We start from the raw sequence: 25,558 nt of genomic DNA on the forward strand, positions 1-25,558 counted from the left end.
CGCGGGGGCGCGGCGCGGCTCGGCCTGATGGCCCTGCCCGTCGCGTTCTTCGCACTGTTCTTCGCCTATCCGGTCACCGCGATCGTCGGCCGCGGCCTGAAGGCGGACGGCGTCTGGCAGTTCGGCCGGATCGGCGAGGTGCTGACCCGGCCGGACATCCGTGACGTCCTCTGGTTCACCACCTGGCAGGCGCTCGCCTCGACCGCGCTGACCCTGCTGATCGCATTGCCCGGCGCCTATGTCTTCGCCCGCTTCGACTTCCCCGGCAAACAACTGCTGCGGGCGGTCGTCACCGTGCCGTTCGTCCTGCCTACCGTTGTCGTCGGGACAGCCTTCCTGGCACTGGTGGGACGCGGCGGGTTCATGGACGAGCTCTGGGGCGTGCGCCTCGACACCACCGTCTGGGCGATTCTGCTCGCCCATGTCTTCTTCAACTACGCGGTGGTCGTACGGACCGTGGGCGGGCTGTGGTCACAGCTCGACCCGCGGCAGGAGGAAGCCGCCCGGGTGCTGGGAGCCGGGCGGTTCGCCGCCTGGCGGCGGGTCACCCTGCCGGCCCTCGCACCCGCCGTGGCCGCCGCCGCGTTGATGGTCTTTCTCTTCACCTTCACCTCTTTCGGCGTCGTGCAGATCCTCGGCGGTCCGGGATACGCCACGCTGGAGGTGGAGATCTACCGGCAGACCGCCCAACTGCTCGCCCTGCCGACGGCCGCCGTGCTGACGCTGGTGCAGTTCGCCGCGGTCGGCGCGATCCTCGCCGTGCACGCGTGGACCGTACGGCGCAGAGAGACCGCCCTGAAACTGGTCGACCCCGCGCAGACCGCCCGCAGGCCGCGCGGCGCCGCGCAATGGGCGCTGCTCTGCGGGGTGCTGCTGTCCGTGCTGGTGCTGATCCTGCTGCCGCTCGGGGTGCTGGTGGAGCGCTCACTGGCCACGCCCGGCGGCCACGGCCTCGACTACTACCGTGCCCTGGGGTCCGTGGACGCGGGCGGCGGTACGTTCCTGGTCGCGCCGCTCGAAGCGGTCTGGAACTCCATTCAGTACGCACTGGTCGCGACGGCCATCGCGCTGGTCGTCGGCGGGCTCGCCGCCGCGGCGCTGACCCGGCGCACGGGCCGGCTCGTGCGCGGTTTCGACGCCTTGCTGATGTTGCCGCTCGGCGTGTCCGCGGTCACCGTCGGCTTCGGTTTCCTGATCACCCTGGACAAGCCCCCGCTGGATCTGCGGACTTCGTGGATTCTGGTGCCGCTCGCCCAGGCGCTGGTCGGCGTGCCCTTCGTCGTACGGACCATGCTGCCGGTCCTGCGCGCGGTGGACGGCCGGCTGAGGGAGGCGGCCGCGGTGCTCGGCGCGTCGCCCCTGCGGGCCTGGCGGGAAGTCGATCTGCCGCTGGTGCGACGGGCGTTGCTGGTCGCGGCCGGCTTCGCGTTCGCGGTGTCGCTCGGTGAGTTCGGTGCGACGGTGTTCATCGCGCGGCCCGACCGCCCGACGTTGCCGGTCGCCGTGGCCCGGCTGCTCGGACGGGCCGGGGAGCTCAACTATGGCCAGGCGATGGCCCTCAGCACCCTTCTGATGGTGGTCTGCGCGGTGTCGCTGCTGCTGCTCGAACGTATTCGCACGGACCGGTCCGGGGAGTTCTAGAGATGCTGACACTGGAATCGGCCACGGTTCGCTTCGGCGAGCGTGCGGCGCTCGACCGGGTGGATCTGGAGGTCGCCGAGCACGAGATCGTGTGCGTGCTGGGGCCGAGCGGCAGCGGCAAGTCGACGCTGCTGAGGGTGGTCGCCGGTCTGCGTCCGCCGGACGGTGGCCGGGTGCTGCTGGACGGCGCGGACCAGGCGGGGGTGCCGGTGCACCGGCGCGGACTCGGCCTGATGTTCCAGGACCACCAACTGTTCCCGCACCGGGACGTCGGCGCCAACGTCGCCTTCGGGCTGCGGATGCGCGGGGTGTCGCGGCGCGATCAGGAGCACCGGGTCGGCGAACTCCTCGACCTGGTGGGCCTGCCCGGCGCCGAACGGCGGGCCGTCGCCGCGCTGTCCGGCGGCGAGCAGCAGCGTGTCGCCCTCGCGCGGGCGCTCGCTCCGCGCCCCAAGCTGCTGATGCTGGACGAGCCGCTCGGCCAGCTCGACCGCGGCCTGCGTGAACGGCTCGTCGTCGAACTGCGCACGCTCTTCGGGCGGTTGGGTACGACGGTGCTCGCCGTCACCCACGACCAGGGCGAGGCGTTCGCCCTCGCCGACCGGGTCGTGGTGATGCGCGACGGGCGGATCGCCCAGGTGGGCACCCCGCTGGAGGTCTGGCAGCGGCCCGCCTCCGCCTTCGTCGCCCGGTTTCTCGGCTTCGACAACGTGGTGGAGGCGACGGTGACCGGCACGGCCGCCGACACGGTGTGGGGCACGGTGCCGGTGCCCGAAGGCTCGCCGCAAGGGGCGTGCGATCTGCTGGTGCGCCCGGCCGGGGTCCGGATCGGTGCCCCGGACGACGGGCTGCGCTGCACGGTCGGGACGCGTACGTTCCGGGGCAACCACGTCGCCGTCCAGCTGATCCCGGAGGGCGCTCCGGTGCTGGAGGCGGAGTGCGCGCTGCGGGACGCGCCGGAGGAGGGCGCGGCGGTCGGGGTCGGCTTCGACGCGACGGAGACCGTTGTCCTGCCCGCTGCCTTCTGAGGGTCGTACTACGCCTACCCGCTGCTGGTGCGCGCCGCCCGGGAAGCGGGCGATGCCGTGACCGGGGCGCGCTCCGACTTCGCGCTCGCCGCGCTGCTGTCCGGATTCGAAAGGGAAGTGGCGCAGGGTTGTTCGCGCGACCAGGCGAACCATTCAGGCTCGCCGGCCGCAGCGCGCAGAGCCGTCAACTAGTGCCGCGACCAGCAAAGCTTGCCGGGAGGGGCACGAGCGCGCGGCTACATCTGGCGAGTTTCCCTGAGTCCTGCTGAGTCCTCGTCCCAGTGGGGAGGCGGATCTTCCTCAGCCGTCGAGCAGCCCGCCATGCGGTAAGGGCGAGCCCGGCCCGTATCAGTGCGGTGTATCCGGGTCATGCCCGTTCGGCCGGACTCGCGTGGCCCGGCGGTGGCCGCGTCCACTGGACCGGCCGAGCGGCGTCCGACGGTTCCGTCCGCCGTTTCCCATGGTGTCCGTGCAAGCTGGAGGGGACACGCGGAAGGTCCGGAACGACTCATCGTAAGGACGGGAACAATGACCGGTTCAGCACGCGAGGGTATCGACATCACCCGCGTCCTCGACGCTCCGCGGGAACGCGTCTTCGAAGCGTGGACCACCCCCGAGCACTTCGCCGCCTGGTACGGCGGGGACGCCGAGGTTCCGCTCGACCGGTTGTCGATGGACGTCAGGCCGGGCGGCGCCTGGAGCCTGGTCATCGTGGTGCCGGGCACCGAGATGCCGTTCCACGGGGTCTACCGCGAGGTGGTCGCGCCGGAGCGGCTGGTATTTACGCTGAAGGATGCCACCGCGCCCGCCGACATCGAGGGCGAGACCGTCACGGTCACGTTCACCGACCGGGGCGCCAGGACCACGGAAATGGTGTTCACACAGCGCGGCGGCAACCTCACGGCCGAGCAGTACGCGGCGGCCGAGGACGGCTGGGAGGCCTTCTTCGACGCGCTGGTGGCCCGTCTCGCGTCCCTCTGAACCGGTTCCGGTTTCCGGTTAGCGGCCGACTCCCGGCCGCGGGTCCGCCGACAACCGGGCGAGCGCCTCGGGCGCCTCGTCCACCGTGTCCACGAGCGCGATTCGGGATCCCATCGTCCGGCCGTCGGCCAGCGCGCGCAGCAGCGGCCAGGCGGGCAGCTCCCGGGTCCAGTGCGTGCGGCCGACCAGCACCATCGGGGTCGGTCCGCCGCGCGAGCCGTAGTAGTTCGGCGTCGCGTTGCCGAAGATCTCCTGTACGGTGCCGGCCGCGCCGGGCAGGAAGATCACTCCCGCCGTGGAGCGGGCGAGCAGTCCGTCCTCGCGCAGGGCGTTGGCGAAGTACTTGGCGATGTTGTCGGCGAACGGGTTCGGCGGCTCGTGTCCGTAGAACCAGGTGGGGATCGACACCGAGCCGCCGCCGCCCGGCCAGCGTTCCCGTACGGCGAAGGCGGCCAGCGCCCACGCGGTGACCGACGGGAGGAACGAGGGGGTCGCGGCCAGCATCCCGCAGGCCTCGTCCAGCATCGGATCGGGGTGCGGCGCCGCGTAAGCCCCGAGGTTCGCGGCCTCCATCGCGCCCGGCCCCCCGCCGGTCGCCACGGTCAGGCCGCCCCGGGCCAGCGTCCGGCCGAGCCAGGCCGCCGCCGCGTACCGCGCGCTGCCGCGAGCGGTGGCATGGCCGCCCATCACCCCGACGACGCGGGCGCCGACAAGGTGTTCGTCGAGCGCGTCGGAGACCGCGTCGTCGTGGAGCGCGCGCAGCATCGACGCGAAGGCGTCGCCACTCGCCCGGGTCTCCTGGAACCAGCGGTACGCGCGGGCATCGGGCGTCGCGGAGTAGCCGCCGTCCGCCAGCCCTTCGTAGAGCGCGTCGGGGGAGTAGAGCAGACCCCGGTACGGATCGAAGGGCAGCCCGGGCACCGGCGGGAAGACGATCGCGCCGTCGTTCCGGACTTTCGCCGCCGCTTCGGGCGCCATGGGGCAGCCGAGGAAGACCGTGCCGGACGTGTCGGCGGCCAGCAGAGCGGCGCTGCGGTCCGTGAGGTCGACGGACTGGACCCGCTGTCCGGCCAGCGTTCCGGCGGCGACCGCCGAATCGAACGCGGCGAGCGACTCGATTTCCGGACCGGACGGAGCCGATGGAATGGGTGGACCGGACGGCCCCGATGGGCCGGACGGTCCCGACGGGCCGACCGGACCCGTCGAACCCGATGGGCCCGGTACGGGTTTGCTGTCGTCCGGGTTCTCCACGGTGTCATGCTACGTAGCGGCCCAGGCGCGCGGGCGCCGCCCGGAGGCGGCGTCCTCACGCCGTCAGCGGCAGCGCCGCCAGCTCGGCGATCAGCCAGGTCAGCGGGGCGAAGACGAGCAGCAGCACGGCGGCGCGCAGCGCTGTCGCGGCCCGGAGCGCCGAGGCGGGGGCGCCGAGCGTCAGCAGCGCCTGTGCCGTGCGGGTGCGGTCCTGCCGGACTTCCAGCGCCGAGGTCAGCAGCGTTGCCGTGGTGCAGCCGAGGACGAGCACCGCACCCAGTTCCGTGAGCGGGCCGAAGGGGCGCGGCGCCGTCCCGTACAGCGCGTGGGCGGCGGCCACCGCGGAGAGAACCGCGCAGACCACACCGAGCGGCCCGCCGATCCGGCGCGCCTCGTTCATCAGCACCCGGCCGGCCAGCAGGCGTACGGCGCCGGGGCGCACCGCCTGCAGGAGCCGCCCGCACAGATACGCCAGACCGGGTCCTGCCATGGCCAGGCCGATCGCCGTCAGCGTCCAGCCCGCCAGCACTCCGGCCGGGGTGGCATCGAGCCTGCCGGGGAGGGGGAGCAGGCCGCGCCCGTCGCCGCCGCCCATGTACGCCTCGACAGCGAGGCCGACCGAGGTCAGCGCCACCCCCCAGGGCAGCCCCGTCGGGGGCGCCGCCGGTGCCGGCGGCAGGTCCTGAGGCAGGGCGTCCACGGGGTCGTCGTCCCCGACCGTCGCCGAGACCCCGGACGCTGTCGAGACCGGCCGGTTGCGCAGCGCCAGCGCGCTCGCCGTCGCCGCGGACACCGGGACCAGGGCCAGCAGCACGAGCACTGCCGCGAGCGGCAGCGGGGCGTCCGCGTCGAGCAGCCCGGCCGCCGCGCCGTCGAACGGCAGTCCGGACAGATCACCGCGCAGATGGAGGAAGAGCAGGAGCGCCACCATCGACCCGAGGCTGCAGGAGACGGCGGTGGAGACCGCGGCGAGCATCGTGAACTTCACCGGCCCGAGGCCCACGGCGGACAGCCCGGAACGCGGCCGGGTACTCGGATCCGTGCGGGCCACCGCGACCGCGAACTGCACGGTGGCGGCGAGCGGCACGAAGCACCACAAAAGGCGCAGCACGGCCCCGGTGGAATGCGCCGGGTGCCCCGACGCGTAGCCCAGGGCGCACAGCAGCAGGAAGCCGACCCCGGCGGACGCGGCCGCGACCAGCAGCCGCCGCATCAGGACCAGCGGATGGGAACCCCGGGCTAGACGGAGAGCGAGCACGCCGAGTGGCCCTCCGCATCGGATACGGCGGGCAGGGCGACGGTGGCGACGCGGCGGCCGTCCAGCAGCGGGACCGTACGGTCGGCGAGGGCGGCGACCTCCGCGTCATGGGTGGCCAGCACGACGGTGATGCCGTGCGAACGCGCCGCGCTGGTGAGCGTGCGCAGCACATGCGACCGGTCGGTGCGGTGCAGGGTCGCGGTCGGTTCGTCGGCGAAGATCACCGCGGGTGAGGCGGCCAGCGCGCGGGCCACGGCGATCCGCTGGCGTTGTCCCTGGGGCAACGCGTGCGGTCGCTTCCTGGCACACGCGCCGATGTCGAGCCGCTCCAGCCAGTCCAGGCCGGTCTTCTTCGCCTCCCGGTGCGAAGTGCCGCGCAGCAGCAGCGGAAGGGCCACGTTCTCCCAGGAGTTCAGCTCCGGTACGAGCTGGGGCTCGGGGGCGATCCAGCCGAACCTGTCGCGGCGCAGCCGTTCGCGCAGCCGGGGCCCCATGGTGTGGACGGGGACGCTGTTGAACCACACCTCGCCCTGCTGGGGCACGAGTTGACCGGACAGGCAGTGCAGCAGGGTCGTCTTGCCGCTGCCCCTGGGGCCGGTCACGGCGAGGATCTCGCCGTCGCGGACGCCTACGGAGACGCCGCCGAGGGCGGGTGAGCCGTTGTGGGAGTGCTGCAGGGAACGCGCCCAGATCACGTCATTGTCCGGCGGGGCCACCATGGCGTACACCTCGGTTCAGATCGTAATTCCCGTTCCCCCGTACGGGGGAACGAAGAGGGGGCCGATCGGTCACTCGGCACCGTAAGGATTCGAACCGCGGTGTGGGCACAGCACACGGCCCGGGTGCACCCCTTCCCACTCGAATGGGGGCATCCGGGCCGTGTGGACCGTATGAAGGCGACCGCTGCGAGCCGGTCATCCGGTGGTCAAGCGGGGGTCAAGCCGCGGGTTTCGTCCGGTGGATCACCGCAGGACGGAACCCGGCCCGCCGGGCCGACGGGCGGACAGGGGCGACCGGCCGGCCGATCCGTGGTCGGCCTGCCGGTCGCAGCGCTGTCAGAGCTTGGTCCACGCCTCGGTGAGGACGGTCCGCAGAATGCCCTCGATCTCGTCGAACGTCGACTGGTCGGAGATCAGCGGCGGCGCGAGCTGGACGACCGGGTCGCCGCGGTCGTCGGCCCGGCAGTACAGGCCGTTGTCGTACAGCGCCTTGGAGAGGAACCCGTACAGGACGCGCTCGGTCTCCTCGTCGGTGAAGGTCTCCTTGGTGGCCTTGTCCTTCACCAGCTCGATGCCGTAGAAGAAGCCGTTGCCGCGGACGTCGCCGACGATCGGCAGGTCGAGCAGCTTCTGCAGCGTCGTGAAGAAGGCGTTCTCGTTGTCCAGGACGTGCTGGTTGAGGCCCTCGCGCTCGAAGATGTCGAGGTTGGCGAGGCCGACCGCCGCGGAGACCGGGTGGCCACCGAAGGTGTAGCCGTGCAGGAAGGTGTTGTCACCCTCGTAGAACGGCGCGGCGATGCGGTCCGAGACGATGCAGGCACCGATCGGGGAGTAGCCCGAGGTCATGCCCTTGGCGCAGGTGATCATGTCCGGCACGTAGCCGAACTTGTCGCAGGCGAACATCGTGCCGAGACGGCCGAAGGCGCAGATGACCTCGTCGGAGACGAGCAGCACGTCGTACTTGTCGCAGATCTCTCGCACGCGCTGGAAGTAGCCGGGCGGCGGCGGGAAGCAGCCGCCGGCGTTCTGCACCGGCTCCAGGAAGACCGCGGCGACGGTCTCGGGGCCTTCGAAGAGGATCTCCTGCTCGATCTGGTCGGCGGCCCAGCGGCCGAAGGCCTCCGGGTCGTCGCCGTGGATCGGGGCGCGGTAGATGTTGGTGTTCGGCACCTTGTGCGCGCCGGGGACCAGTGGCTCGAAGGGGGCCTTCAGGGCCGGCAGGCCGGTGATCGACAGGGCGCCCTGCGGAGTGCCGTGGTAGGCGACCGCGCGGGAGATGACCTTGTACTTGGTCGGCTTGCCCTGGAGCTTGAAGTACTGCTTGGCCAGCTTCCAGGCGGTCTCGACGGCCTCGCCGCCACCGGTGGTGAAGAAGACCTTGTTGAGGTCGCCCGGCGCGTAGTCGGCGAGCCGCTCGGCCAGCTCGACGGCCTTCGGGTGGGCGTAGGACCACACCGGGAAGAAGGCGAGCTCCTGGCCCTGCTTGTACGCCGCCTCGGCGAGCTCGTGACGGCCGTGACCGGCGTTGACCACGAACAGGCCGGAGAGGCCGTCGAGGTAGCGCTTGCCCTGGTCGTCGTAGATGTAGGTGCCCTCGCCACGCACGATGGTGGGAACGGGCGCGTTCTCGTAGTCCGACATGCGGGTGAAATGCATCCACAGGTGGTCGTACGCGGTTCGGCTGAGGTCCTTGCTCACGGCTATCGGGTTCCCCACATATAGGTCTGCTTCTTGAGCTTCAGGTACACAAAGCTCTCGGTGGAGCGCACGCCGGGGATGGCCCGGATGCGTTTGTTGATCGTTTCCAGCAGGTGGTCGTCGTCCTCGCAGACGATCTCCACCATCAGGTCGAAGGAGCCCGCGGTCATCACCACGTACTCGCACTCGGCCATGGCCGACAGGGCTTCCGCGACGGGGTCGAGGTCTCCCTCGACATTGATCCCGACCATCGCCTGCCGCCGGAAGCCCACGGTGAGCGGGTCCGTGACGGCGACGATCTGCATCACGCCCTGGTCGAGCAGCTTCTGAACACGCTGTCGTACGGCCGCCTCGGAGAGGCCGACAGCCTTGCCGATCGCGGCGTACGGACGACGTCCGTCCTCCTGGAGCTGCTCGATGATTGCGAGGGATACGGCATCGACCGCTGGGGACGATCCGCTCCCGGTCCTGGAGTCTGCGCTGCGACTGGCCACGCATCCACTGTGCACCGGGACTCGTCTGTCTGGCAACCCCAGATCAATGAAATTCGTTGTCTGAGGGTCCGGATCTCACTGAATCCGAAGTTCACGGCGGTTGGGCATGTCGAAAGCGTCACCTGAGCGACTAGGGTGGTCATCTCATCCACTGGACGTGTCGACAGGAGGGGTGGTTGTGACCACCGAGGTGCGCCGTCTGCGCAACTACATCAACGGAGAGTTCCGGGACGCCGCTGACGGGCGGACCATCGACGTGGTCAACCCGGCGACGGAAGAGGTCTACGCGACCTCCCCGCTCTCCGGCCAGGCCGATGTCGATGCCGCGATGGAAGCCGCCGCGGCCGCTTTCCCCGCCTGGCGGGACGCCACGCCTGCCGAGCGCCAGAAGGCCCTGCTGAAGATCGCGGACGCCTTCGAGGAGCGCGCCGAGGACCTCATCGCCGCCGAGTCGGAGAACACGGGCAAGCCGATCGAGCTCACCCGCACCGAAGAGATCCCGCCGATGGTGGACCAGATCCGCTTCTTCGCGGGCGCCGCGCGGCTGCTCGAAGGCCGCTCGGCCGGTGAGTACATGGAGGGCCTCACCTCGATCGTCCGGCGCGAGCCGGTCGGCGTCTGCGCCCAGGTCGCGCCGTGGAACTACCCGATGATGATGGCCGTCTGGAAGTTCGCCCCGGCGCTCGCCGCGGGCAACACCGTCGTGATCAAGCCGTCCGACACCACCCCGGCGTCGACCGTGCTGATCGCCGAGATCATCGGCCAGATCCTCCCCAAGGGCGTCTTCAACGTCATCTGCGGCGACCGCGACACCGGCCGCGCGATGGTCGAGCACCCGACCCCGGCGATGGCCTCCATCACCGGTTCGGTACGGGCCGGTATGCAGGTCGCCGAGTCCGCCGCCAAGGACGTCAAGCGGGTCCACCTGGAGCTCGGCGGCAAGGCCCCGGTCGTCGTGTTCGAGGACACCGACATCGCCAAGGCCGTCGAGGGCATCTCCGTCGCGGGCTTCTTCAACGCGGGCCAGGACTGTACGGCCGCGACCCGTGTCCTGGTCCACGAGTCCATCCACGACGAGTTCGTCACCGCCCTCGCCAAGGCCGCCGCCGACACGAAGACCGGGCAGCCGGACGACGAGGACGTGCTGTACGGCCCGCTCAACAACGCCAACCAGCTGAAGCAGGTCAGCGGCTTCATCGACCGCCTCCCCGCCCACGCCAAGGTCGAGGCGGGCGGCCACCGGGTCGGCGAGAAGGGCTACTTCTACGCCGCGACCGTCGTCTCCGGCCTCCAGCAGGACGACGAGATCATCCAGAACGAGGTCTTCGGCCCCGTCATCACCGTCCAGAAGTTCACCGACGAGGCCCAGGCCGTCGCGTACGCCAACGGTGTCGAGTACGCCCTGGCCTCCTCGGTATGGACCAAGGACCACGCCCGCGCCATGCGGATGTCCAAGAACCTCGACTTCGGCTGCGTGTGGATCAACACCCACATTCCGCTCGTCGCCGAGATGCCGCACGGCGGATTCAAGAAGTCCGGCTACGGCAAGGACCTCTCCGCGTACGGCTTCGAGGACTACACCCGCATCAAGCACGTCATGACCTCGCTCGACGACTGACGCCTCGTCCGTTGTCGCGTACGGCCCCGGGTGCGAGCCCGGGGCCGTCTCCGTTCCCCGGGCATCGACAGGGTGTGCGGACGGAGCGGGTGCTGCTGGACGGTTGGTCCATTGCCCGCACCCTCATCGGACCGGCATCCTGCGCAGGTGCGAGCAATCCCGAAGAACCCCATGTCCCGCCGGTCCCTGCTGCGTGCCTTCGGGGCCGGAGCAGCCGGAGTCACGCTGGCCGGCTGCGGAGTGCCCGCCGCCTATGTGCAGCCCGGCGACCGGGCCGGTCGCGACTTCTCCGCGAGCGATCACTCCCTGCACTTCGCGAACTGGACGCTCTACATCGACACCGACGACGAGAACCCGACGAAGCGTCCCACCCTCGACGCGTTCTCCAAGCGGACCGGGATCTCCGTCGCGTACACCGAGGAGATCAACGACAACGACGAGTTCTTCGGGAAGATCAGCCCCTCGCTGATGAACCACCAGCAGACCGGCCGGGACCTGATCGTCATGAGCGACTGGATGTCCTCACGGTTCGTACGGCTCGGCTGGGTGCAGGAGATGGACCGGGCCAAGCAGCCCAATGTCGCCAAGTATCTGGATCCGCAGCTGCGTTCACCGGCCTTCGACAAGGGCCGGATGCACAGCGTCCCCTGGCAGTCCGGGATCACCGGTATCGCGTACAACCGCAAGAAGCTCGGCCGCGAGGTCAAGCACCTGAGCGATCTGTGGGCGGACGACCTGAGCGGCAAGGTGACGCTGCTGTCCGGGCTCGACGAGTCCTTGGCGCTGCTGATGCAGGGCAACGGGGTCGACGTCACCCGCTGGAAGCGGGACGACTTCTACGATGTCTGCGACCTGGTCGAGAAGCTCGTCAAGAAGAAGCACATCCGCCGCTTCACCGGCAACGACTACATCAAGGACCTGTCGACCGGCGACGTACTCGCCTGCCAGGCGTACTCCGGCGACATCATCCAGCTCCAGGCGGACAACCCGGAGATCGAGTTCGTGGTGCCCGAGGAGGGCGGCGAACTCTGGGCGGAATCACTGATGATCCCCAACCTTGCCCGGCACAAGCGCAACGCCGAGAAGCTGATCGACTACTACTACGAGCCGGAGGTCGCCGCCGAACTTGCGGCCTGGGTCAACTACGTCTGTCCCGTCCCGGCCGCCCAGGAGGTGCTGGCCTCGTCCAAGGACAAGGAGACCGCCGCGCTCGCCGAGGACCCGTTGATCTTCCCCGACGACGCGATGCGCAAGCGGCTGGCGAGCAGCCGGGACTTCACGCCCGAGGAACGTACCGAGTTCTCGAAGAAGTGGAACTCCATCGTCGGCCTGTAGCCGTCCGGGGTGGCGTAAAGACCCGGTAAATGCGGGCGTACGCTGCGGACATGAGCGAGCGAAGAGCCCTGCTGAGGCGCATACGCGTGTGGTTGGTCGTCTTTATCGTCTGTCTGGTGTTGAGCGGGCTGACCGCCTTCCCGCTCGTCCATGAACTCCGCTGGGCCGAGGATCTGCTGAGGTCCTCGGCCTCTCCTGTGCCCGAGCACTTCCCGGCCCTCATGGAGTGGATCACCCGGGTCCGGACCGGTCTCGACGAGGCCGACGCGAGGTATCCCTTCGTGCTGTACGGCACCGACTGGCTGGCCTTCGCGCACCTCGTCATCGCGGTCGCCTTCTACGGCCCCTACCGCGACCCGGTCCGCAACATCTGGGTGATCGAGTTCGGCATGATCGCCTGCGCCGGGATCATCCCGCTCGCCCTGATCTGCGGGCCGATCCGGGACATCCCCTTCTGGTGGTCCGTCATCGACATGTCGTTCGGGGTCTTCGGGGTGATCCCGCTGCTCGTCGTGCGCCGCATGATCAAACGGCTGGAGGAGCTGCCGCGGAGGCCGGACCCGGTGGCCGGGCCCGCGGCCGCGGCAGCGGGCTGAGTCACCCGGCCGACGGGGCGCCGAAGGCGGCCACCACGATGTTCATCGCCGTGGCGTTCATGCCCTCACCCTTCGCATCCGTCGCGTTGACGCTGTAGACGAGGGTCCGGGAGAGATCACGGGTGGCCGCGACGGCCGTGTTGCAGCCCCACCGGCCACCCGTCTTGCCCCATACCTCGCGACCGCCCACCCTCATCACCGACAGACCCGCGCTGTACGCGGCCGGGCCGCCCGTGCCGTACTCGCGCACCGATGCCCCGGGCAGCGTGAACATCTCCTCCAACAGCGGCCCGCGCACCACCTGCCCGCGGAACAGGGCCCGGACGAAGCGCTCCAGATCCGCGGTGGTGGAGATCAGGTCGCCCGCCGCCCAGGCGTCCGTCGCTCCTCACACCGTCACATCGCGCAGTTCGCTGGTTCCATCGGCCCCGGTGAAGACCTGGTAACCGTGGTTGTGCGGGCCGCGGATCGTCGGGTCGGTGCCGGGGAAGCCGGTGCCCTTCAGCCCCAGGGGCTCCAGGATGCGGCGGGACACCTCCGACTCGTACGTGTGGTCAGTGAGCTTCTCGATCAACAGGCCCGCCACGGTGTAGCCGATGTTGCCGTAGTGCTGCTGCGTACCCGGCGCGAAGTCCGGCCGCTGGGAGGTGGCTTCGCGGACCGTGTCCGCCGCGTCGTGCAGATCGAAGCGGTGCGCGTACCACTCGTCGAGGGTGTCGCCGCCGGATCCGACGGACGGGATGCCGCTGGTGTGGTTCAACAGCTGGCGCACCGTGACCTTCTTGTACGTCGCCGGGATCAGCGCCGACCGCCGCCTGCTCGGCCTCGACCCGATGCGTCAACTCCAGCTGCCGGGCCCGGTCCTCCACCGCGTTCAGATAGGCCGTGCGCGTCACGGTGAACCGGCCGAACGCGTAGGCCGCGGAGAACACGAAGAGGGAGAAGAGCAGCTCCCGCATGTCACTGCTGTCGAGTCCGACCGAGAACAGCACCGCCGCGGTCGTGAGCACCCCGATCGCGAGCCGCTTCGACGGCGAGGAGAGTTCGGCCACCGTGTAGAAGGCCACGAGGCCGGAGTACGGCAGCGGTTGACCCGGACCGTCGACGGCGAACTCGTACAGGCCGCCGGCTGCGATCACGGCGAGCAGGACCGCGACCGGCGCCCGCCGCCGGGCCACCAGCGGCAGCACGCTCAGTGTGGTCAGTCCGTACGCCGCCCATGTCGCGTCCGGCAGTTCCGGGGCGCACGGGACGACGAACGGCATGGTCACAGCGGCCTGCACCAGCAGCGCGACGCTGAGGTCGACGGCCTGGGGGCCGGCACCCAGCGCCTTCTCTCGTATGTGCATGGTGGCGCTGTCAGGGCTTCCGGGCGACCGCGCCGAACTGGGCGACGACGGGCGCCGTGGTGCCGGGGTCGGTCCGCCATCGCGCACACGACACGATGCCCGGATCGACGAGATCGAGTCCCGTCAGGAAGGCGGCGAACTCGGCACGGCTGCGCGCGGTGATCGGCGGGGTGGCGTTCTCGTTCCAGAACCGCATCGCCGCCTCGTTTCCCTCGCCGCCCAGCTCCAGCGTGGGGTGGGTGAGCACCAGATGGCTGCCGGACGGCATCGCGTCCATCAGCGTACGGATGATTGCCTGCGCCTCGTCCGTGTCGAGGACGAAGTTGAGGATGCCGAGCAGCATGACGGCGACCGGCTTCGTCGGGTCCAGCGTCGGTTCGACGGCCCGCAGGATCTGCTCCGGGTGGCGGGCGTCCGCGTCGATGTACCGGGTCGCGCCCTCCGGCGAGCTGGTGAGCAGCGCACGGGCGTGCGTCAGCACGATCGGGTCGTTGTCGACGTACACGACCCGGGAGTCGGGGGCGGTGTGCTGGGCGACCTCGTGCGTGTTGTCGGCGGTCGGCAGGCCGCTGCCGATGTCCAGGAACTGGCCGATCCCCGCGTCACCGGCGAGATACCGGACGGCCCGCCCCAGGAACGCCCGGTCGGCGCGCGCCACTTCGCCGATGCTCGGATACATGGCGGTGACCCGGTCGCCGACCGCGCGGTCCACGGGGTAGTTGTCCGTGCCGCCGAGCCAGTGGTTCCAGACCCGTGCGTTGTGGGCGATGCCGGAACGGATGCGGTCGTCGAGAGGGGCGGTGGCTTCGGTCACTTCTCTGGCTCCTCCGGCTCCGGGGCATCACGGCTGATGTGACGCTGTCCCATGATGCCGGATCGATCAAGACGAGCCGGTGGACGGGGAGTTGGTGAGGACGCCGCGCAGGGCGTCCACCCGGTTGGTGGTGATCGAGTCCACCCCGTGCCGGACCAGGCGGCGCATGGTGCGCTTGGTGTCGGCCGTCCAGGCGGAGACCAGTAGCCCGTCCCGGTGGAGCCGGTCCGTCAGCTCCCGGTCCACCAGGCCGAACCGGTAGTTCAGCCACCGTGGCCGCACCGCGTCGAGCAGTGCGGGGCGCGGCGGCGCGAGCGTCGTCCAGGTCAGGGCGATCTCGGCGGCCGGGTCGGCGGCCCGCACCCGCAGCATGGCCTCGGAGCCCGCGCAGTAGTACGCCCGCTCGCCGGCCTCGCACTCGTGCACCACGCCGACGGTCCTCGTCACGGAGTCGTCGGTGGAGCCGGGCAGATCGATCATGAGGCGGTGCGTCCCGGCGGCGAGCAGCGCCTCGCGCAGGGTGGGCACCCCGCCCCCGGTCAGCTCGGTGAGCTCCTCGTGGCTCAGCCGGTCAAGGCGCAGATCGTGGCCCCACAGCCGCTGCAGCGTGGCGTCGTGCAGCAGGACCGGCACGCCGTCGCGGGTGACCCGTACATCGATCTCTACCGCGTCCGCTCCCCGTTCGAGGGCGGAGCGGATCGAGGGGAGCGTGTTCTCGCGCGCACGGTAGGGATCGCCGCGGTGGGCTACGGCGGTGACAGTGGTGGCCATGGGGCCATTGTCACCGCCGTCGGGTCAGCGGCCCGTGCGCTCCAGCCAGTCCGTCGTGTACGCGTCGATCTCGGCGGCCAGCGCCCGCTTGCCGGCCGCGTCGAGGTACGACGCGTCGACCGCGTTCTGCGCCAGCGCCGCAAGACCCCGCTCGTCCAGACCGAGCAGACGGGCGGCCACCCCGTACTCGTTGTTGAGGTCGGTGCCGAACATCGGCGGGTCGTCACTGTTGATGGTGACCAGGACGCCCGCCTGCACCATCTCCCTGACCGGGTGCTTCTCGATGTCCGCCACCGCGCGGGTCGCGATGTTCGACGTCGGGCAGACCTCCAGCGGGATGCGGTGCTCCGCGAGGTGGGCCAGCAGCTCCGGGTCCTGGACGCAGTGGGTGCCGTGGCCGATGCGCTCGGCGCGCAGATGGGTCAGCGCGTCCCAGACGGTCTGCGGCCCGGTGGTCTCCCCGGCGTGCGGCACGGAGTGCAGGCCCTCGGCGATCGCCCGGTCGAAGTAGGGCTTGAACTGCGGGCGCTCCACGCCGACCTCCGGACCGCCGAGCCCGAACGAGACGAGCCCCTCGGGCCGCAGGTCCACGGCGAGCCGGGTGGTCTCCTCGGCCGCTTCGAGCCCGGCCTCACCGGGAATGTCGAAGCACCAGCGCAGGACGACCCCGAGCTCCTTCTCCGCGGCCTTGCGGGCGTCCTCTATCGCCTCCATGAACCCCTGCTCCGGGATGCCGCGCCGGGTCGAGCTGAACGGGGTGACGGTCAGCTCCGCGTACCGGATGTTCTGCCGGGCCATGTCGCGGGCGACCTCGAAGGTCAGCAGCCGGACGTCCTCCGGGGTGCGGATCAGGTCGACGACGGAGAGGTACACGTCGATGAAGTGCCCGAAGTCGGTGAAGGTGAAGAAGTCGGCCAGCGCCTCGGGGTCGGTGGGGACCTTCGAGTCGGGGTGGTGCGCGGCCAGTTCGGCGACGATACGGGGCGAGGCGGACCCGACATGGTGGACATGAAGCTCGGCCTTGGGCAGCCCTGCGATGAAGGGGAGCAGATCGGACATCGGACTCTCCGGGACGTGGAACGGTGGGGGTGCCGGGCGCGGTTCGGCCGGGCAGGGGACGGGGATCATCGTAGGCCGCCTCCTGCGGGGCGCAGGCGGGCCGTAGCATGACGGGATCACGATGGGGGAGGCCCATGTCAGACAACACAGAGCAGCCCGCGGGCGGGGGCGCGCCGCGCGATCCGTGGGCTCCGCCGGACAGCAGAGTGCCGCTGGAGAAGCCGGCCGGCGATCCCCGGCAGCCTGCTGTGCACGATCAGCCGACCGTGACCTCGATGCCGGGGGCCGGGGACGGGCCCGTACCCGCCACGGCACCGGGATTCGGCGCGGGAGCGCAGACCGGGCCGGTGCCCGGCTCGGGTCCCGCGTCCGGCCCCGGAGAGGTGCCGCCACCGCCCGTCGCACCGAACGGACCGGGCCAGCCGGTTCCGCCGGCCGCGGGACAGTACGGCTACCCGGCCGCGCCCGTCCCGCAGTACGGCGGCTACCCGGGGTACCCCGGGTACGGCCAGACGCCGTGGGGCGGGCCGGCGCCCGCGAACGGTCTCGGCATCGCCGCGATGGTGCTCGGCATCATCGCTGTCGTGGGGTTCTGCATGTGGGGCCTGGGCGTCATTCTCGGTGTCCTCGCGCTGATCTTCGGCATCGTCGGCCGCGGCAGGGTCAGGCGGAATGAGGCGACCAACGGCGGCATGGCGCTCGCCGGAATCATCCTCGGATCGATCGGCATCGTCATCAGTGGGGCGTTCCTCGCACTCATGATCTGGGGCATAGCGAGCGGCGACTTCGAGGAGGGCGGCACGACCGGCGACCAGACCGTCTACGAGGAGCCCTACGCGTCGTAGCCGGTCGGTGCCCCGCACCGCAGCCCCGTAGCAACGACAACGTCTCCACCCGGGGGCCGGTGAGCGGAATCCTGCCCACCCGGCCCCCGGCCCGGCTCATCGCGCGCGCAGCTCCGCCCGCGCGTCCATCAGCGCGAAGCCCAGCAGATTCAGCCCCCGCCAGGTCGCCGGATCCTCCGCGCGCGGGTCGTCCGCCGCCAGCCCGATGCCCCAGACACGGTCCATGGGACTCGCCTCGACGAGGACCCGGTCCCCCGTGTTCAGCAGGAACTCCCGCAGCTCCGGGTGGTGGCCGAACTTGTGGACGCTGCCGGACACCACCAGGGCGTACCGCTCGCGCCCCCACACCGCCTCGTCGAAACCGCGGACCAGCCGGCCCACCTTCTTCGCCTGTGCCGGGCTCTTCGCCGACACCGCCCGCTCCTGCGCCTCCGCGTCACCGAACAGCCGGGCCTTCGCCGCCATCATCCAGTGCTCGGCCGACGCGTACGTCACGCCGTCGACCGTGAAGGGTGCCGGCCACCACTGACTGAGGCAGCTTGCACCGACGCTGCCGTCGGGCCGCGGGCGGTGACCCCAGAAGCGCAGGTACTTCACTTTCTCGCCGCCCCGGGTCCGCGCCAGGAGATCGTCCATGTGTTCCATGACACGCGAGTCTGGCATCCGCCACTGACACTCCGTACGGGGAATTCCGCACCGACGCGACACATGGTCGACAGATTCCGTTGCGTAACCAAAAGGCAACAACGGAATCACTTGTTGAGGTCGACCTCCTCTGTCAGGATCGGCAGTCAAATCGAACAGAAGCTACGCCGCCGCCGCATTCCGGGGCGTGCGGCGGAGGAGAACGTCATGGGCAACGGCATCCAGGTGCGGGACCGCTTCGCGGACGGCGCACAGTACATCGGCGGAAAGCTGCGGTCCGGTACATCGGGACGGCACCACGACGTGGTGAACCCGGCGACGGGCGAGACCGTCCACACCTACGAGCTGGCGGGCACCGCCGACGTCGACGCAGCCGTGGCGGCCGCCCGCGAGGCGTTCCCCGGCTGGTCGGGCGCGACGCCGGCCGAACGGTCCGAGGCGATGCACCGCTTCGCCGCCGTCCTCGCCGAGCAGGCCGACGACTTCGCGTACGTCGAGTCCCTCCAGTGCGGCAAGCCGATCAAGCTCTCCACCGAGTTCGACGTGCCCGGCACCGTCGACAACACCTCCTTCTTCGCCGGCGCCGCCCGCCACCTGGAGGGCAAGTCGGCCGCCGAATACGACGGCGACCACACCTCGTACGTACGCCGTGAGGCGATCGGTGTCATCGGCTCCATCGCACCCTGGAACTACCCGCTCCAGATGGCCGCGTGGAAGATCCTCCCGGCCGTCGCCGCAGGCAACACCATCGTGCTGAAGCCCGCCGAGATCACCCCGCTGACCTCGCTGATGTTCGCCCAGGCGGCCACCGAAGCCGGCATTCCGGACGGTGTGATCAACATCGTCACCGGCGCGGGCAAGGACGCCGGGGAGCACCTCGTCGGCCACCCCGACGTCGTCATGACCTCCTTCACCGGCTCCACCGCCGTCGGCAAGCGGGTCGCGGAGATCGCCACCGCCACCGTCAAGCGCCTGCACCTCGAACTCGGCGGCAAGGCACCCTTCGTCGTCTTCGACGACGCCGACCTCGAAGCCGCGGTCCACGGCGCGGTCGCCGGGGCGCTCATCAACACCGGCCAGGACTGCACCGCCGCCACCCGCGCCTACGTCCAGCGCCCCCTCTACGACGCCTTCGTGCAGGGCGTGGCCGAACTGATGGAGACCGTCCGGCTCGGCGACCCCTTCGACCCGTCGACCGACCTCGGCCCGCTGATCAGCCACGCCCAGCGGGACCGGGTCGCCGGCTTCGTCGAGCGCGCCCGCGCGTACGCCACCGTCGTCACCGGCGGCGAGGCGCCCGGCGGTGAACTGGCGGCCGGGGCCTACTACCGGCCGACGCTGGTCGCCGGTGCCGCCCAGGACAGCGAGATCGTCCAGTCGGAGATCTTCGGTCCGGTCCTCGTCGTGCTGCCCTTCGACACCGATGACGAGGGCATCCGCCTCGCCAACGACACCCCGTACGGACTCGCCGCCTCCGCCTGGACCCGCGACCTGTACCGGGCGAACCGCGCCACCCGCGAGATCAAGGCGGGCTGCGTCTGGGTCAACGACCACATTCCGATCATCAGCGAGATGCCGCACGGCGGATACAAGGCCAGCGGCTTCGGCAAGGACATGTCGTCGTACTCCTTCGAGGAGTACACGCAGGTCAAGCACGTCATGTACGACAACACCGCGGTCGCCCGCAAGGACTGGCACCGCACGATCTTCGGGGACCGATAGCCCGGCCGCCCCCGGCCACACACACCCGAAAGGGCAACGCGCATGGAGCAGTACGAGCCCGAGCGCCTCTCCGCGGCCCAACTGGCCGCGATGCGACGCAGTCTGACCAGTGGCCGGGGCGCCCTGACCCGCCGCTCGCTACTCCGTGCCTCCGGCATGGGGGCGCTCGCGATCGGCGGGCTGGGGACGCTGAGCGCCTGCGGCATCCCGCCCGCCAAGCGGGAAGGGGACGCCGCGGCGGCCTCGGACGACCACTCGGCCGAGGAGAAGCAGGTCAACTTCTCCAACTGGACCGAGTACGGGGACGTCACCGAGGACGGCAAGCACCGGCCCACCCTGGAGGCGTTCACCAAGCGCACCGGGATCAAGGTCAAGTACACCGAGGACATCAACGACAACGTCGAGTTCTTCGGCAAGATCAAGCCGCAGCTCGCGGCCGGCCAGGACACCGGCCGCGACATCATCTGCGTCACCGACTGGCTGGCCGCCCGCATCGTCCGCCTCGGCTGGGCGCAGAAGCTCGACCCGTCGAACATGCCGCACGCCTACGCCAACCTTTCGGCCCAGTTCCGCTCTCCGGACTGGGATCCCGGCCGCGCCCACTCGTACCCCTGGGCGTGCGCCCCCACCGTCATCGCCTACAACTCCAAGGCGACCGGCGGCCGCAAGGTCGAGTCCGTCAGCCAGCTGCTCGACGACCCGAAGCTCAAGGGCCGGGTCAGCTTCCTCTCGGAGATGCGCGACTCCGTCGGCATGACCCTGCTCGACATGGGCAAGGACCCCGGCACCTTCACCGACGCCGACTACGACGCCGCGATCGGCCGGCTCCAGAAGGGCGTCGACAAGAAGCAGATCCGGCGCTTCACCGGCAACGACTACACGGCCGACCTCGACAAGGGCGACATCGCCGCCTGTGTCGCCTGGGCCGGCGACATCATCCAGCTCCAGGCCGGAAACCCGGACGTCAAGTACGTCATCCCGGCCGCCGGTTACCTCATTTCCAGCGACAACCTGCTCGTCCCGGTGAAGGCCCGGCACAAGACCAACGCCGAGAAACTCATCGACTACTACTACGAGCCGCCGGTCGCCGCCCGGCTCGCCGCGTACATCAACTTCGTCTGCCCGGTCGACGGGGTCCGTGACGAACTCGCGAAGATCAACCGATCGATGGCCGACAACCCGCTGATCCTCCCGAACAAGGAGATGGCGGCCCGGTCGCACGCCTTCCGCTCCCTGACAGCCGAGGAAGAGACGGCGTACGAAGAGAAGTTCGCCAAGCTCATCGGCGCCTGACCGCCGAGCCCTCCCCTCCACCGATCTCCCCTGACACCACTGGGACTGCGATCCATGACACAGCAGCAGACAGGCGGCGATGTCCGCCTCACCGGGATCAGCAAGACGTACGGCTCCTTCGCCGCCGTCAAACCGCTCGATCTGACCGTTCCGCAGGGCTCGTTCTTCGCCCTGCTCGGCGCGTCCGGCTGCGGCAAGACCACCACCCTGCGGATGATCGCGGGCCTGGAAGAGGCGACCACCGGCACCGTCTTCCTCGGCGGCCGCGACATCACCGACCTGCCCCCGTACAAGCGGCCCGTCAACACGGTCTTCCAGAGCTACGCGCTCTTCCCGCACCTCGACATCACCGAGAACGTCGCCTTCGGTCTGCGCCGGCGCGGCATCAAGTCGGTGAAGAAACAAGTCGACGAGATGCTGGAACTCGTCCAGCTCGGCGACTTCGCCAAGCGCAAACCGCATCAGCTCTCCGGCGGCCAGCAGCAGCGCGTCGCCGTCGCCCGCGCCCTGATCAACCACCCGCAGGTGCTCCTCCTCGACGAGCCGCTCGGCGCCCTCGACCTCAAGCTGCGCCGCCAGATGCAGCTGGAGCTCAAGCGCATCCAGACCGAGGTCGGCATCACGTTCATCCATGTCACCCACGACCAGGAGGAGGCCATGACCATGGCCGACACCGTCGCGGTGATGAACGGGGGCCGGGTCGAGCAGCTCGGCGCCCCCGCCGACCTGTACGAGAACCCGAAGACGACCTTCGTCGCCAACTTCCTCGGCACGTCCAACCTCATCGAGGGCGAGATCGTCTCCGCCGGCACGGACATCGTGGTGGCCGCGGGTGGCGGGAAGCTGCGGCTGCCCACCGACCGATGTACGGCCCCGACCGCGAACGGCGGCAAGCTGCTGCTCGGCGTACGCCCGGAGAAGATCTCGCTCGCGCACGCCGACGACGCGGACGCGATAGCCGACGGCCGCAACCGGGTCACCGGCCGGATCATCGACTCCAGCTTCATCGGCGTGTCCACGCAGTACGTGGTGGAGAGCCCGGCGGGCAAGGCGCTTCAGGTGTACGAGCAGAACATCGAGCGCGACACCCGGCTCGCCCCCGGGGCCGAGGTCGTCCTGCACTGGAACCCGGCACACACCTTCGGCCTGGACGCCGCCCAGGACATCGACGCCGGTGTGGAGACGGTGGAGGACGCGGCGTGACCGTCACCCAGGAGGCGCCACCCGCGCCCATCACGGAGCTGAAGGTCCGCAAGGCCTCCACCCGCAAGCGCCTCGTCCCGTACTGGCTGCTGCTCCCCGGCATCCTGTGGCTCGTCGTCTTCTTCGCGCTGCCGCTGGTCTACCAGGCGTCGACGTCCGTACAGACCGGCTCCCTGGAGAAGGGATTCGAGGTCACCTGGCACTTCCAGACGTACTGGGACGCGCTGAGGGACTACTACCCGCAGTTCATCCGGTCCCTGCTGTACGCGGGCACCGCCACGATCCTGTGCCTGCTGCTCGGCTACCCGCTCGCGTACCTCATCGCCTTCAAGGCCGGGCGCTGGCGCAACGTCGTCCTCGTGCTGGTCATCGCGCCGTTCTTCACCAGCTTCCTGATCCGTACGCTCGCCTGGAAGACGATCCTCGCGGACGGCGGCATGGTCGTCGACGTACTGAACACCCTGCACGTCCTGGACGTCACCAGCTGGCTCGGCTGGACCGAGTCCAACCGGGTACTGGCCACACCGATGGCCGTGGTCTGCGGTCTCACGTACAACTTCCTCCCGTTCATGATCCTGCCGCTCTACACCTCGCTGGAGCGGATCGACGGCAGGCTGCACGAGGCGGCCGGCGATCTGTACGCCACCCCCGCCACCACCTTCCGCAAGGTGACCTTCCCGCTCTCCATGCCGGGTGTCGTCTCCGGAACGCTGCTGACCTTCATCCCGGCCAGCGGTGATTACGTCAACGCGGAACTGCTGGGCTCCACCGACACCAAGATGGTCGGCAGCGTCATCCAGACCCAGTTCCTGCGCGTCCTCGACTACCCGACGGCGGCCGCGCTCTCCTTCATTCTCATGGCGGTCGTCCTGATCATGGTCACCGTCTACATCCGCCGCTCCGGGACGGAGGACCTGGTCTGATGCCCGTACTGCGCTGGATCCGCCGGAATCTGATCGTCATCGCGGGTCTGCTGACCCTCGCCTACCTGATCCTGCCGAACATCGTCGTGATGGTGTTCTCGTTCAACAAGCCGAACGGGCGCTTCAACTACGCCTGGCAGCGCTTCTCCCTGGACGCCTGGAAGGACCCCTGCGGCGTCGCCGACATGTGCGGCACGCTCTCCCTGTCCCTGCAGATCGCCGCCTGGGCCACCGTCGGCGCGACGGCCCTCGGCACGATGATCGCCTTCGCGCTGGTCCGCTACCGCTTCCGGGCGCGCGGCGCGATCAGCTCGCTGATCTTCCTGCCGATGGCGATGCCCGAGGTCGTCATGGCCGCCTCGCTGCTCACGCTCTTCCTGAACATGGGTGCGCAGCTGGGCTTCTGGACGATCCTCATCGCACACATCATGTTCTGTCTGAGCTTCGTCGTGACCGCCGTCAAGGCGCGCGTGATGTCGATGGACCCGCGGCTGGAGGAGGCGGCCCGTGATCTCTACGCGGGACCCGTGCAGACCTTCCTGCGGGTGACGCTGCCGATCGCCGCCCCCGGAATCGCGGCGGGAGCGCTGCTCGCCTTCGCGCTCTCCTTCGACGATTTCATCATCACCAATTTCAACGCGGGCTCCACCGTGACCTTCCCCATGTTCGTCTGGGGATCGGCACAGCGCGGCACGCCCGTGCAGATCAACGTCATCGGCACGGCGATGTTCATCATTGCCGTACTGGTGGTTGTCGTCGGCCAGCTGATCGCGAACCGGCGGAAGAACAGCGCACGACCGTGAGTTCCTGAAGGAGTTGGAAACCATGGCCCCAGGTGCCATGCGTACTGCAGCACAATCACTCTCCGGCGCCAAGCCGGTCTCGTTCTGGCTGGACGACCCCGGCAGGCCCGAAGCGCTGCCCGCGCTCACGGGCGACGAGCACTGCGATCTCCTCGTCATCGGCGGGGGCTACAGCGGACTGTGGACCGCGCTGATCGCGAAGGAACGCGACCCGGAGCGGGACGTCGTCCTGATCGAGGGGCACGAGGTGGGCTGGGCCGCCTCGGGCCGCAACGGCGGATTCTGCGCCGCCTCCCTCACCCACGGCCTGCCCAACGGACTGGAGCGGTGGCCCGACGAGATCAACAAGCTGGAGGAGCTGGGCGAGAAGAACCTCGACGCCATCGAGGCGGCCGTCGCCCGCTACTCCATCGACTGCGAATTCGAGCGGACCGGCGAAATCGACGTCGCCACCGAACCCCACCAGCTCGAAGAGCTCCACGCATGGCACCAGGAAGCGGAGAAGCTCGGCTTCACCGGAGTGGAATTCCTGGACCGGGACGCGGTGCGCGCCGAAGTCGACTCACCGACTTTCCTGGGCGGGCTCTGGGACCGGAACGGGGTCGCCATGCTGCACCCCGCCAAGCTGGCCTGGGGTCTGAAGCGGGCCTGTCTCGACCTCGGGGTCCGGGTGTACGAGCACACCCGGGGTCTCGAACTGGCCGGGACCCCTGCCGCGATGGCGGTCCGCACACCGTACGGAAGGGTCTTCGCGCGCCGCGTCGCACTGGGGACGAACATCTTCCCGTCCCTGGTCAAGCGGGTGCGGCCGTACACCGTGCCGGTCTACGACTACGCGCTGATGACCGAACCCCTCACCGCCGACCAGCTCGCTTCCATCGGCTGGAAGAACCGGCAGGGGCTCGGCGACAGCGCCAATCAGTTCCACTACTTCCGGATGTCGGCCGACAACCGGATCCTGTGGGGCGGCTATGACGCGATCTATCCGTACGGGGGCCGGCTGAGCGCCGATCTCGATCAGCGTCCGGAGACCTTCCTCAAGCTCGCCGGCCAGTTCTTCGACTGTTTCCCGCAGCTTGCCGGGGTCCGTTTCAGTCACGCCTGGGGCGGGGCGATCGACACCTGTTCCCGCTTTTCCGCGTTCTTCGGTACGGCCCATCGGGGCCGGGTCGCCTATGCCGCCGGATATACCGGACTCGGCGTCGGAGCCACCCGTTTCGGGGCCGATGTGATGCTCGATCTGCTGGCCGGCGAACGGAATGAGCGGACCGCTCTGGAAATGGTCCGCAGCAAGCCGATGCCGTTCCCGCCGGAGCCCTTCGCCTGGGCCGGGATCGAACTCACCAAGCGGTCCCTGGCCAGGGCGGACAACAACGGCGGGCACCGCAATCTGTGGCTGCAGACGATGGACCGGCTGGGGCTCGGCTTCGACAGCTGAGCGCGGCGCGCAACAGCGTGCCCCGGTTCACTGCGAACTGGTGGGCCGAACCCGCGTAATGGATCGGCGCCACC

The 25,558-nt window shown here is 69.9% G+C and carries 22 protein-coding genes and 2 pseudogenes; 13 read left to right on the forward strand and 11 right to left on the reverse strand.

What is annotated here, in order from left to right; genetic code table 11:
• Positions 1-27 precede the first annotated feature (27 nt).
• From OG306_RS28155 to OG306_RS28165, 3 genes are all read left to right on the forward strand, one after another.
• The gene (locus OG306_RS28155) at positions 28-1,641 is read left to right on the forward strand and encodes an ABC transporter permease (protein WP_266752497.1); all 1,614 of its coding nucleotides are present in this window, start codon (positions 28-30) and stop codon (positions 1,639-1,641) included.
• A gap of 2 nt (positions 1,642-1,643) precedes the next feature.
• Entirely contained in the window at positions 1,644-2,669 is a 1,026-nt protein-coding gene (locus OG306_RS28160) for an ABC transporter ATP-binding protein (protein ID WP_266748976.1), read from the forward strand.
• Positions 2,670-3,197: 528 nt separating this feature from the next.
• On the forward strand, positions 3,198-3,650 hold the full coding sequence (locus OG306_RS28165; RefSeq protein WP_266748977.1) for an SRPBCC family protein: 453 nt from the start codon (positions 3,198-3,200) through the stop codon (positions 3,648-3,650).
• Positions 3,651-3,668: 18 nt separating this feature from the next.
• On the opposite strand, the gene OG306_RS28170 is transcribed toward OG306_RS28165, so the two are convergent.
• The 5 genes from OG306_RS28170 to OG306_RS28190 all read right to left on the reverse strand — a co-directional run bounded on the left by OG306_RS28170 (position 3,669) and on the right by OG306_RS28190 (position 9,085).
• A complete protein-coding gene (locus OG306_RS28170; RefSeq protein WP_266752499.1) occupies positions 3,669-4,796 on the reverse strand; it encodes an LOG family protein in 1,128 nt (375 codons plus the stop codon).
• 160 nt (positions 4,797-4,956) lie between these two features.
• The gene (locus tag OG306_RS28175; protein ID WP_266748978.1) at positions 4,957-6,159 is read right to left on the reverse strand and encodes a hypothetical protein; all 1,203 of its coding nucleotides are present in this window, start codon (positions 6,157-6,159) and stop codon (positions 4,957-4,959) included.
• Positions 6,141-6,878, reverse strand: coding sequence for an ABC transporter ATP-binding protein (locus OG306_RS28180; protein ID WP_266748979.1), 738 nt, complete (start codon positions 6,876-6,878; stop codon positions 6,141-6,143). Before OG306_RS28180 ends, OG306_RS28175 begins: the two co-directional genes overlap by 19 nt.
• Before the next feature lie 336 nt (positions 6,879-7,214).
• Positions 7,215-8,594 (reverse strand): aspartate aminotransferase family protein, encoded by a 1,380-nt coding sequence (locus OG306_RS28185; RefSeq protein ID WP_266748980.1) that lies wholly within the window; start codon positions 8,592-8,594, stop codon positions 7,215-7,217.
• A complete protein-coding gene (locus OG306_RS28190; RefSeq protein ID WP_266748981.1) occupies positions 8,579-9,085 on the reverse strand; it encodes an Lrp/AsnC family transcriptional regulator in 507 nt (168 codons plus the stop codon). The genes OG306_RS28185 and OG306_RS28190 overlap by 16 nt, the downstream gene beginning before the upstream one ends.
• Before the next feature lie 163 nt (positions 9,086-9,248).
• On the opposite strand from OG306_RS28190, the gene OG306_RS28195 reads away from it, so the two are divergent.
• From OG306_RS28195 to OG306_RS28205, 3 genes are all read left to right on the forward strand, one after another.
• A complete protein-coding gene (locus tag OG306_RS28195) occupies positions 9,249-10,688 on the forward strand; it encodes a gamma-aminobutyraldehyde dehydrogenase (protein ID WP_266748982.1) in 1,440 nt (479 codons plus the stop codon).
• A gap of 171 nt (positions 10,689-10,859) precedes the next feature.
• Positions 10,860-12,023: an ABC transporter substrate-binding protein gene (locus OG306_RS28200; protein WP_266752501.1), complete on the forward strand. Its 1,164-nt coding sequence runs from the start codon at positions 10,860-10,862 to the stop codon at positions 12,021-12,023.
• A 50-nt stretch (positions 12,024-12,073) separates the two neighbouring features.
• Complete coding sequence (locus tag OG306_RS28205) at positions 12,074-12,619, forward strand: hypothetical protein (protein ID WP_266748984.1); 546 nt, start codon at positions 12,074-12,076, stop codon at positions 12,617-12,619.
• A gap of 1 nt (position 12,620) precedes the next feature.
• Here the strand turns inward: OG306_RS28205 and OG306_RS28210 are convergent.
• From OG306_RS28210 to OG306_RS28225, 5 genes and pseudogenes are all read right to left on the reverse strand, one after another.
• Positions 12,621-13,421: pseudogene (locus tag OG306_RS28210) on the reverse strand (serine hydrolase domain-containing protein); the annotation flags it as partial.
• Positions 13,422-13,428: 7 nt separating this feature from the next.
• Positions 13,429-13,968 (reverse strand): annotated as a pseudogene (locus OG306_RS40945) (DUF7134 domain-containing protein); the annotation flags it as partial.
• A 10-nt stretch (positions 13,969-13,978) separates the two neighbouring features.
• Complete coding sequence (locus OG306_RS28215) at positions 13,979-14,782, reverse strand: SAM-dependent methyltransferase (RefSeq protein WP_327258695.1); 804 nt, start codon at positions 14,780-14,782, stop codon at positions 13,979-13,981.
• A 66-nt stretch (positions 14,783-14,848) separates the two neighbouring features.
• Positions 14,849-15,553 carry a glycerophosphodiester phosphodiesterase gene (locus tag OG306_RS28220; protein ID WP_266748986.1) on the reverse strand — a complete coding sequence of 235 codons (705 nt, stop codon included), beginning with the start codon at positions 15,551-15,553 and terminating at the stop codon, positions 14,849-14,851.
• Positions 15,554-15,577: 24 nt separating this feature from the next.
• Positions 15,578-16,612 (reverse strand): adenosine deaminase, encoded by a 1,035-nt coding sequence (locus OG306_RS28225; RefSeq protein ID WP_266748987.1) that lies wholly within the window; start codon positions 16,610-16,612, stop codon positions 15,578-15,580.
• Between the two features lie 134 nt (positions 16,613-16,746).
• Here OG306_RS28225 and OG306_RS28230 point away from each other — a divergent pair, with 134 nt between their 5' ends.
• Entirely contained in the window at positions 16,747-17,457 is a 711-nt protein-coding gene (locus tag OG306_RS28230; protein WP_266748988.1) for a DUF4190 domain-containing protein, read from the forward strand.
• A gap of 96 nt (positions 17,458-17,553) precedes the next feature.
• Here the strand turns inward: OG306_RS28230 and OG306_RS28235 are convergent, their stop codons facing one another.
• Entirely contained in the window at positions 17,554-18,093 is a 540-nt protein-coding gene (locus tag OG306_RS28235) for an NADAR family protein (RefSeq protein ID WP_266748989.1), read from the reverse strand.
• Between the two features lie 216 nt (positions 18,094-18,309).
• On the opposite strand from OG306_RS28235, the gene OG306_RS28240 reads away from it, so the two are divergent.
• The 6 genes from OG306_RS28240 to OG306_RS28265 are packed head-to-tail and all read left to right on the forward strand — an operon-like array spanning position 18,310 to position 25,484.
• Positions 18,310-19,824, forward strand: a complete 1,515-nt coding sequence (locus OG306_RS28240; protein ID WP_266748991.1) for a gamma-aminobutyraldehyde dehydrogenase — start codon at positions 18,310-18,312, stop codon at positions 19,822-19,824.
• 42 nt (positions 19,825-19,866) lie between these two features.
• On the forward strand, positions 19,867-21,117 hold the full coding sequence (locus tag OG306_RS28245) for an ABC transporter substrate-binding protein (RefSeq protein ID WP_266905242.1): 1,251 nt from the start codon (positions 19,867-19,869) through the stop codon (positions 21,115-21,117).
• 54 nt (positions 21,118-21,171) lie between these two features.
• Positions 21,172-22,320 (forward strand): ABC transporter ATP-binding protein, encoded by a 1,149-nt coding sequence (locus OG306_RS28250; protein WP_266905240.1) that lies wholly within the window; start codon positions 21,172-21,174, stop codon positions 22,318-22,320.
• Positions 22,317-23,243 (forward strand): ABC transporter permease, encoded by a 927-nt coding sequence (locus OG306_RS28255; RefSeq protein ID WP_266748995.1) that lies wholly within the window; start codon positions 22,317-22,319, stop codon positions 23,241-23,243. Before OG306_RS28250 ends, OG306_RS28255 begins: the two co-directional genes overlap by 4 nt.
• Positions 23,243-24,046 carry an ABC transporter permease gene (locus OG306_RS28260; RefSeq protein WP_266748997.1) on the forward strand — a complete coding sequence of 268 codons (804 nt, stop codon included), beginning with the start codon at positions 23,243-23,245 and terminating at the stop codon, positions 24,044-24,046. Before OG306_RS28255 ends, OG306_RS28260 begins: the two co-directional genes overlap by 1 nt.
• Positions 24,047-24,068: 22 nt before the next feature.
• Positions 24,069-25,484, forward strand: coding sequence for an NAD(P)/FAD-dependent oxidoreductase (locus tag OG306_RS28265; RefSeq protein ID WP_266748998.1), 1,416 nt, complete (start codon positions 24,069-24,071; stop codon positions 25,482-25,484).
• Positions 25,485-25,558: the final 74 nt, after the last annotated feature.

This window comes from Streptomyces sp. NBC_01241, assembly GCF_041435435.1.
Classification (GTDB): Bacteria; Actinomycetota; Actinomycetes; order Streptomycetales; family Streptomycetaceae; genus Streptomyces.

Coding starts and splice junctions, on each gene's coding strand:
- OG306_RS28155 (WP_266752497.1), top strand. CDS start 28: ATGGCCCTGCCCGTCGCGTTCTTCGCACTGTTCTTCGCCTATCCGGTC.
- OG306_RS28160 (WP_266748976.1), top strand. CDS start 1,644: ATGCTGACACTGGAATCGGCCACGGTTCGCTTCGGCGAGCGTGCGGCG.
- OG306_RS28165 (WP_266748977.1), top strand. CDS start 3,198: ATGACCGGTTCAGCACGCGAGGGTATCGACATCACCCGCGTCCTCGAC.
- OG306_RS28180 (WP_266748979.1), bottom strand. CDS start 6,878: ATGGTGGCCCCGCCGGACAATGACGTGATCTGGGCGCGTTCCCTGCAG.
- OG306_RS28200 (WP_266752501.1), top strand. CDS start 10,860: ATGTCCCGCCGGTCCCTGCTGCGTGCCTTCGGGGCCGGAGCAGCCGGA.
- OG306_RS28205 (WP_266748984.1), top strand. CDS start 12,074: ATGAGCGAGCGAAGAGCCCTGCTGAGGCGCATACGCGTGTGGTTGGTC.
- OG306_RS28220 (WP_266748986.1), bottom strand. CDS start 15,553: ATGGCCACCACTGTCACCGCCGTAGCCCACCGCGGCGATCCCTACCGT.
- OG306_RS28225 (WP_266748987.1), bottom strand. CDS start 16,612: ATGTCCGATCTGCTCCCCTTCATCGCAGGGCTGCCCAAGGCCGAGCTT.
- OG306_RS28230 (WP_266748988.1), top strand. CDS start 16,747: ATGTCAGACAACACAGAGCAGCCCGCGGGCGGGGGCGCGCCGCGCGAT.
- OG306_RS28235 (WP_266748989.1), bottom strand. CDS start 18,093: ATGGACGATCTCCTGGCGCGGACCCGGGGCGGCGAGAAAGTGAAGTAC.
- OG306_RS28240 (WP_266748991.1), top strand. CDS start 18,310: ATGGGCAACGGCATCCAGGTGCGGGACCGCTTCGCGGACGGCGCACAG.
- OG306_RS28245 (WP_266905242.1), top strand. CDS start 19,867: ATGGAGCAGTACGAGCCCGAGCGCCTCTCCGCGGCCCAACTGGCCGCG.
- OG306_RS28250 (WP_266905240.1), top strand. CDS start 21,172: ATGACACAGCAGCAGACAGGCGGCGATGTCCGCCTCACCGGGATCAGC.
- OG306_RS28260 (WP_266748997.1), top strand. CDS start 23,243: ATGCCCGTACTGCGCTGGATCCGCCGGAATCTGATCGTCATCGCGGGT.
- OG306_RS28265 (WP_266748998.1), top strand. CDS start 24,069: ATGGCCCCAGGTGCCATGCGTACTGCAGCACAATCACTCTCCGGCGCC.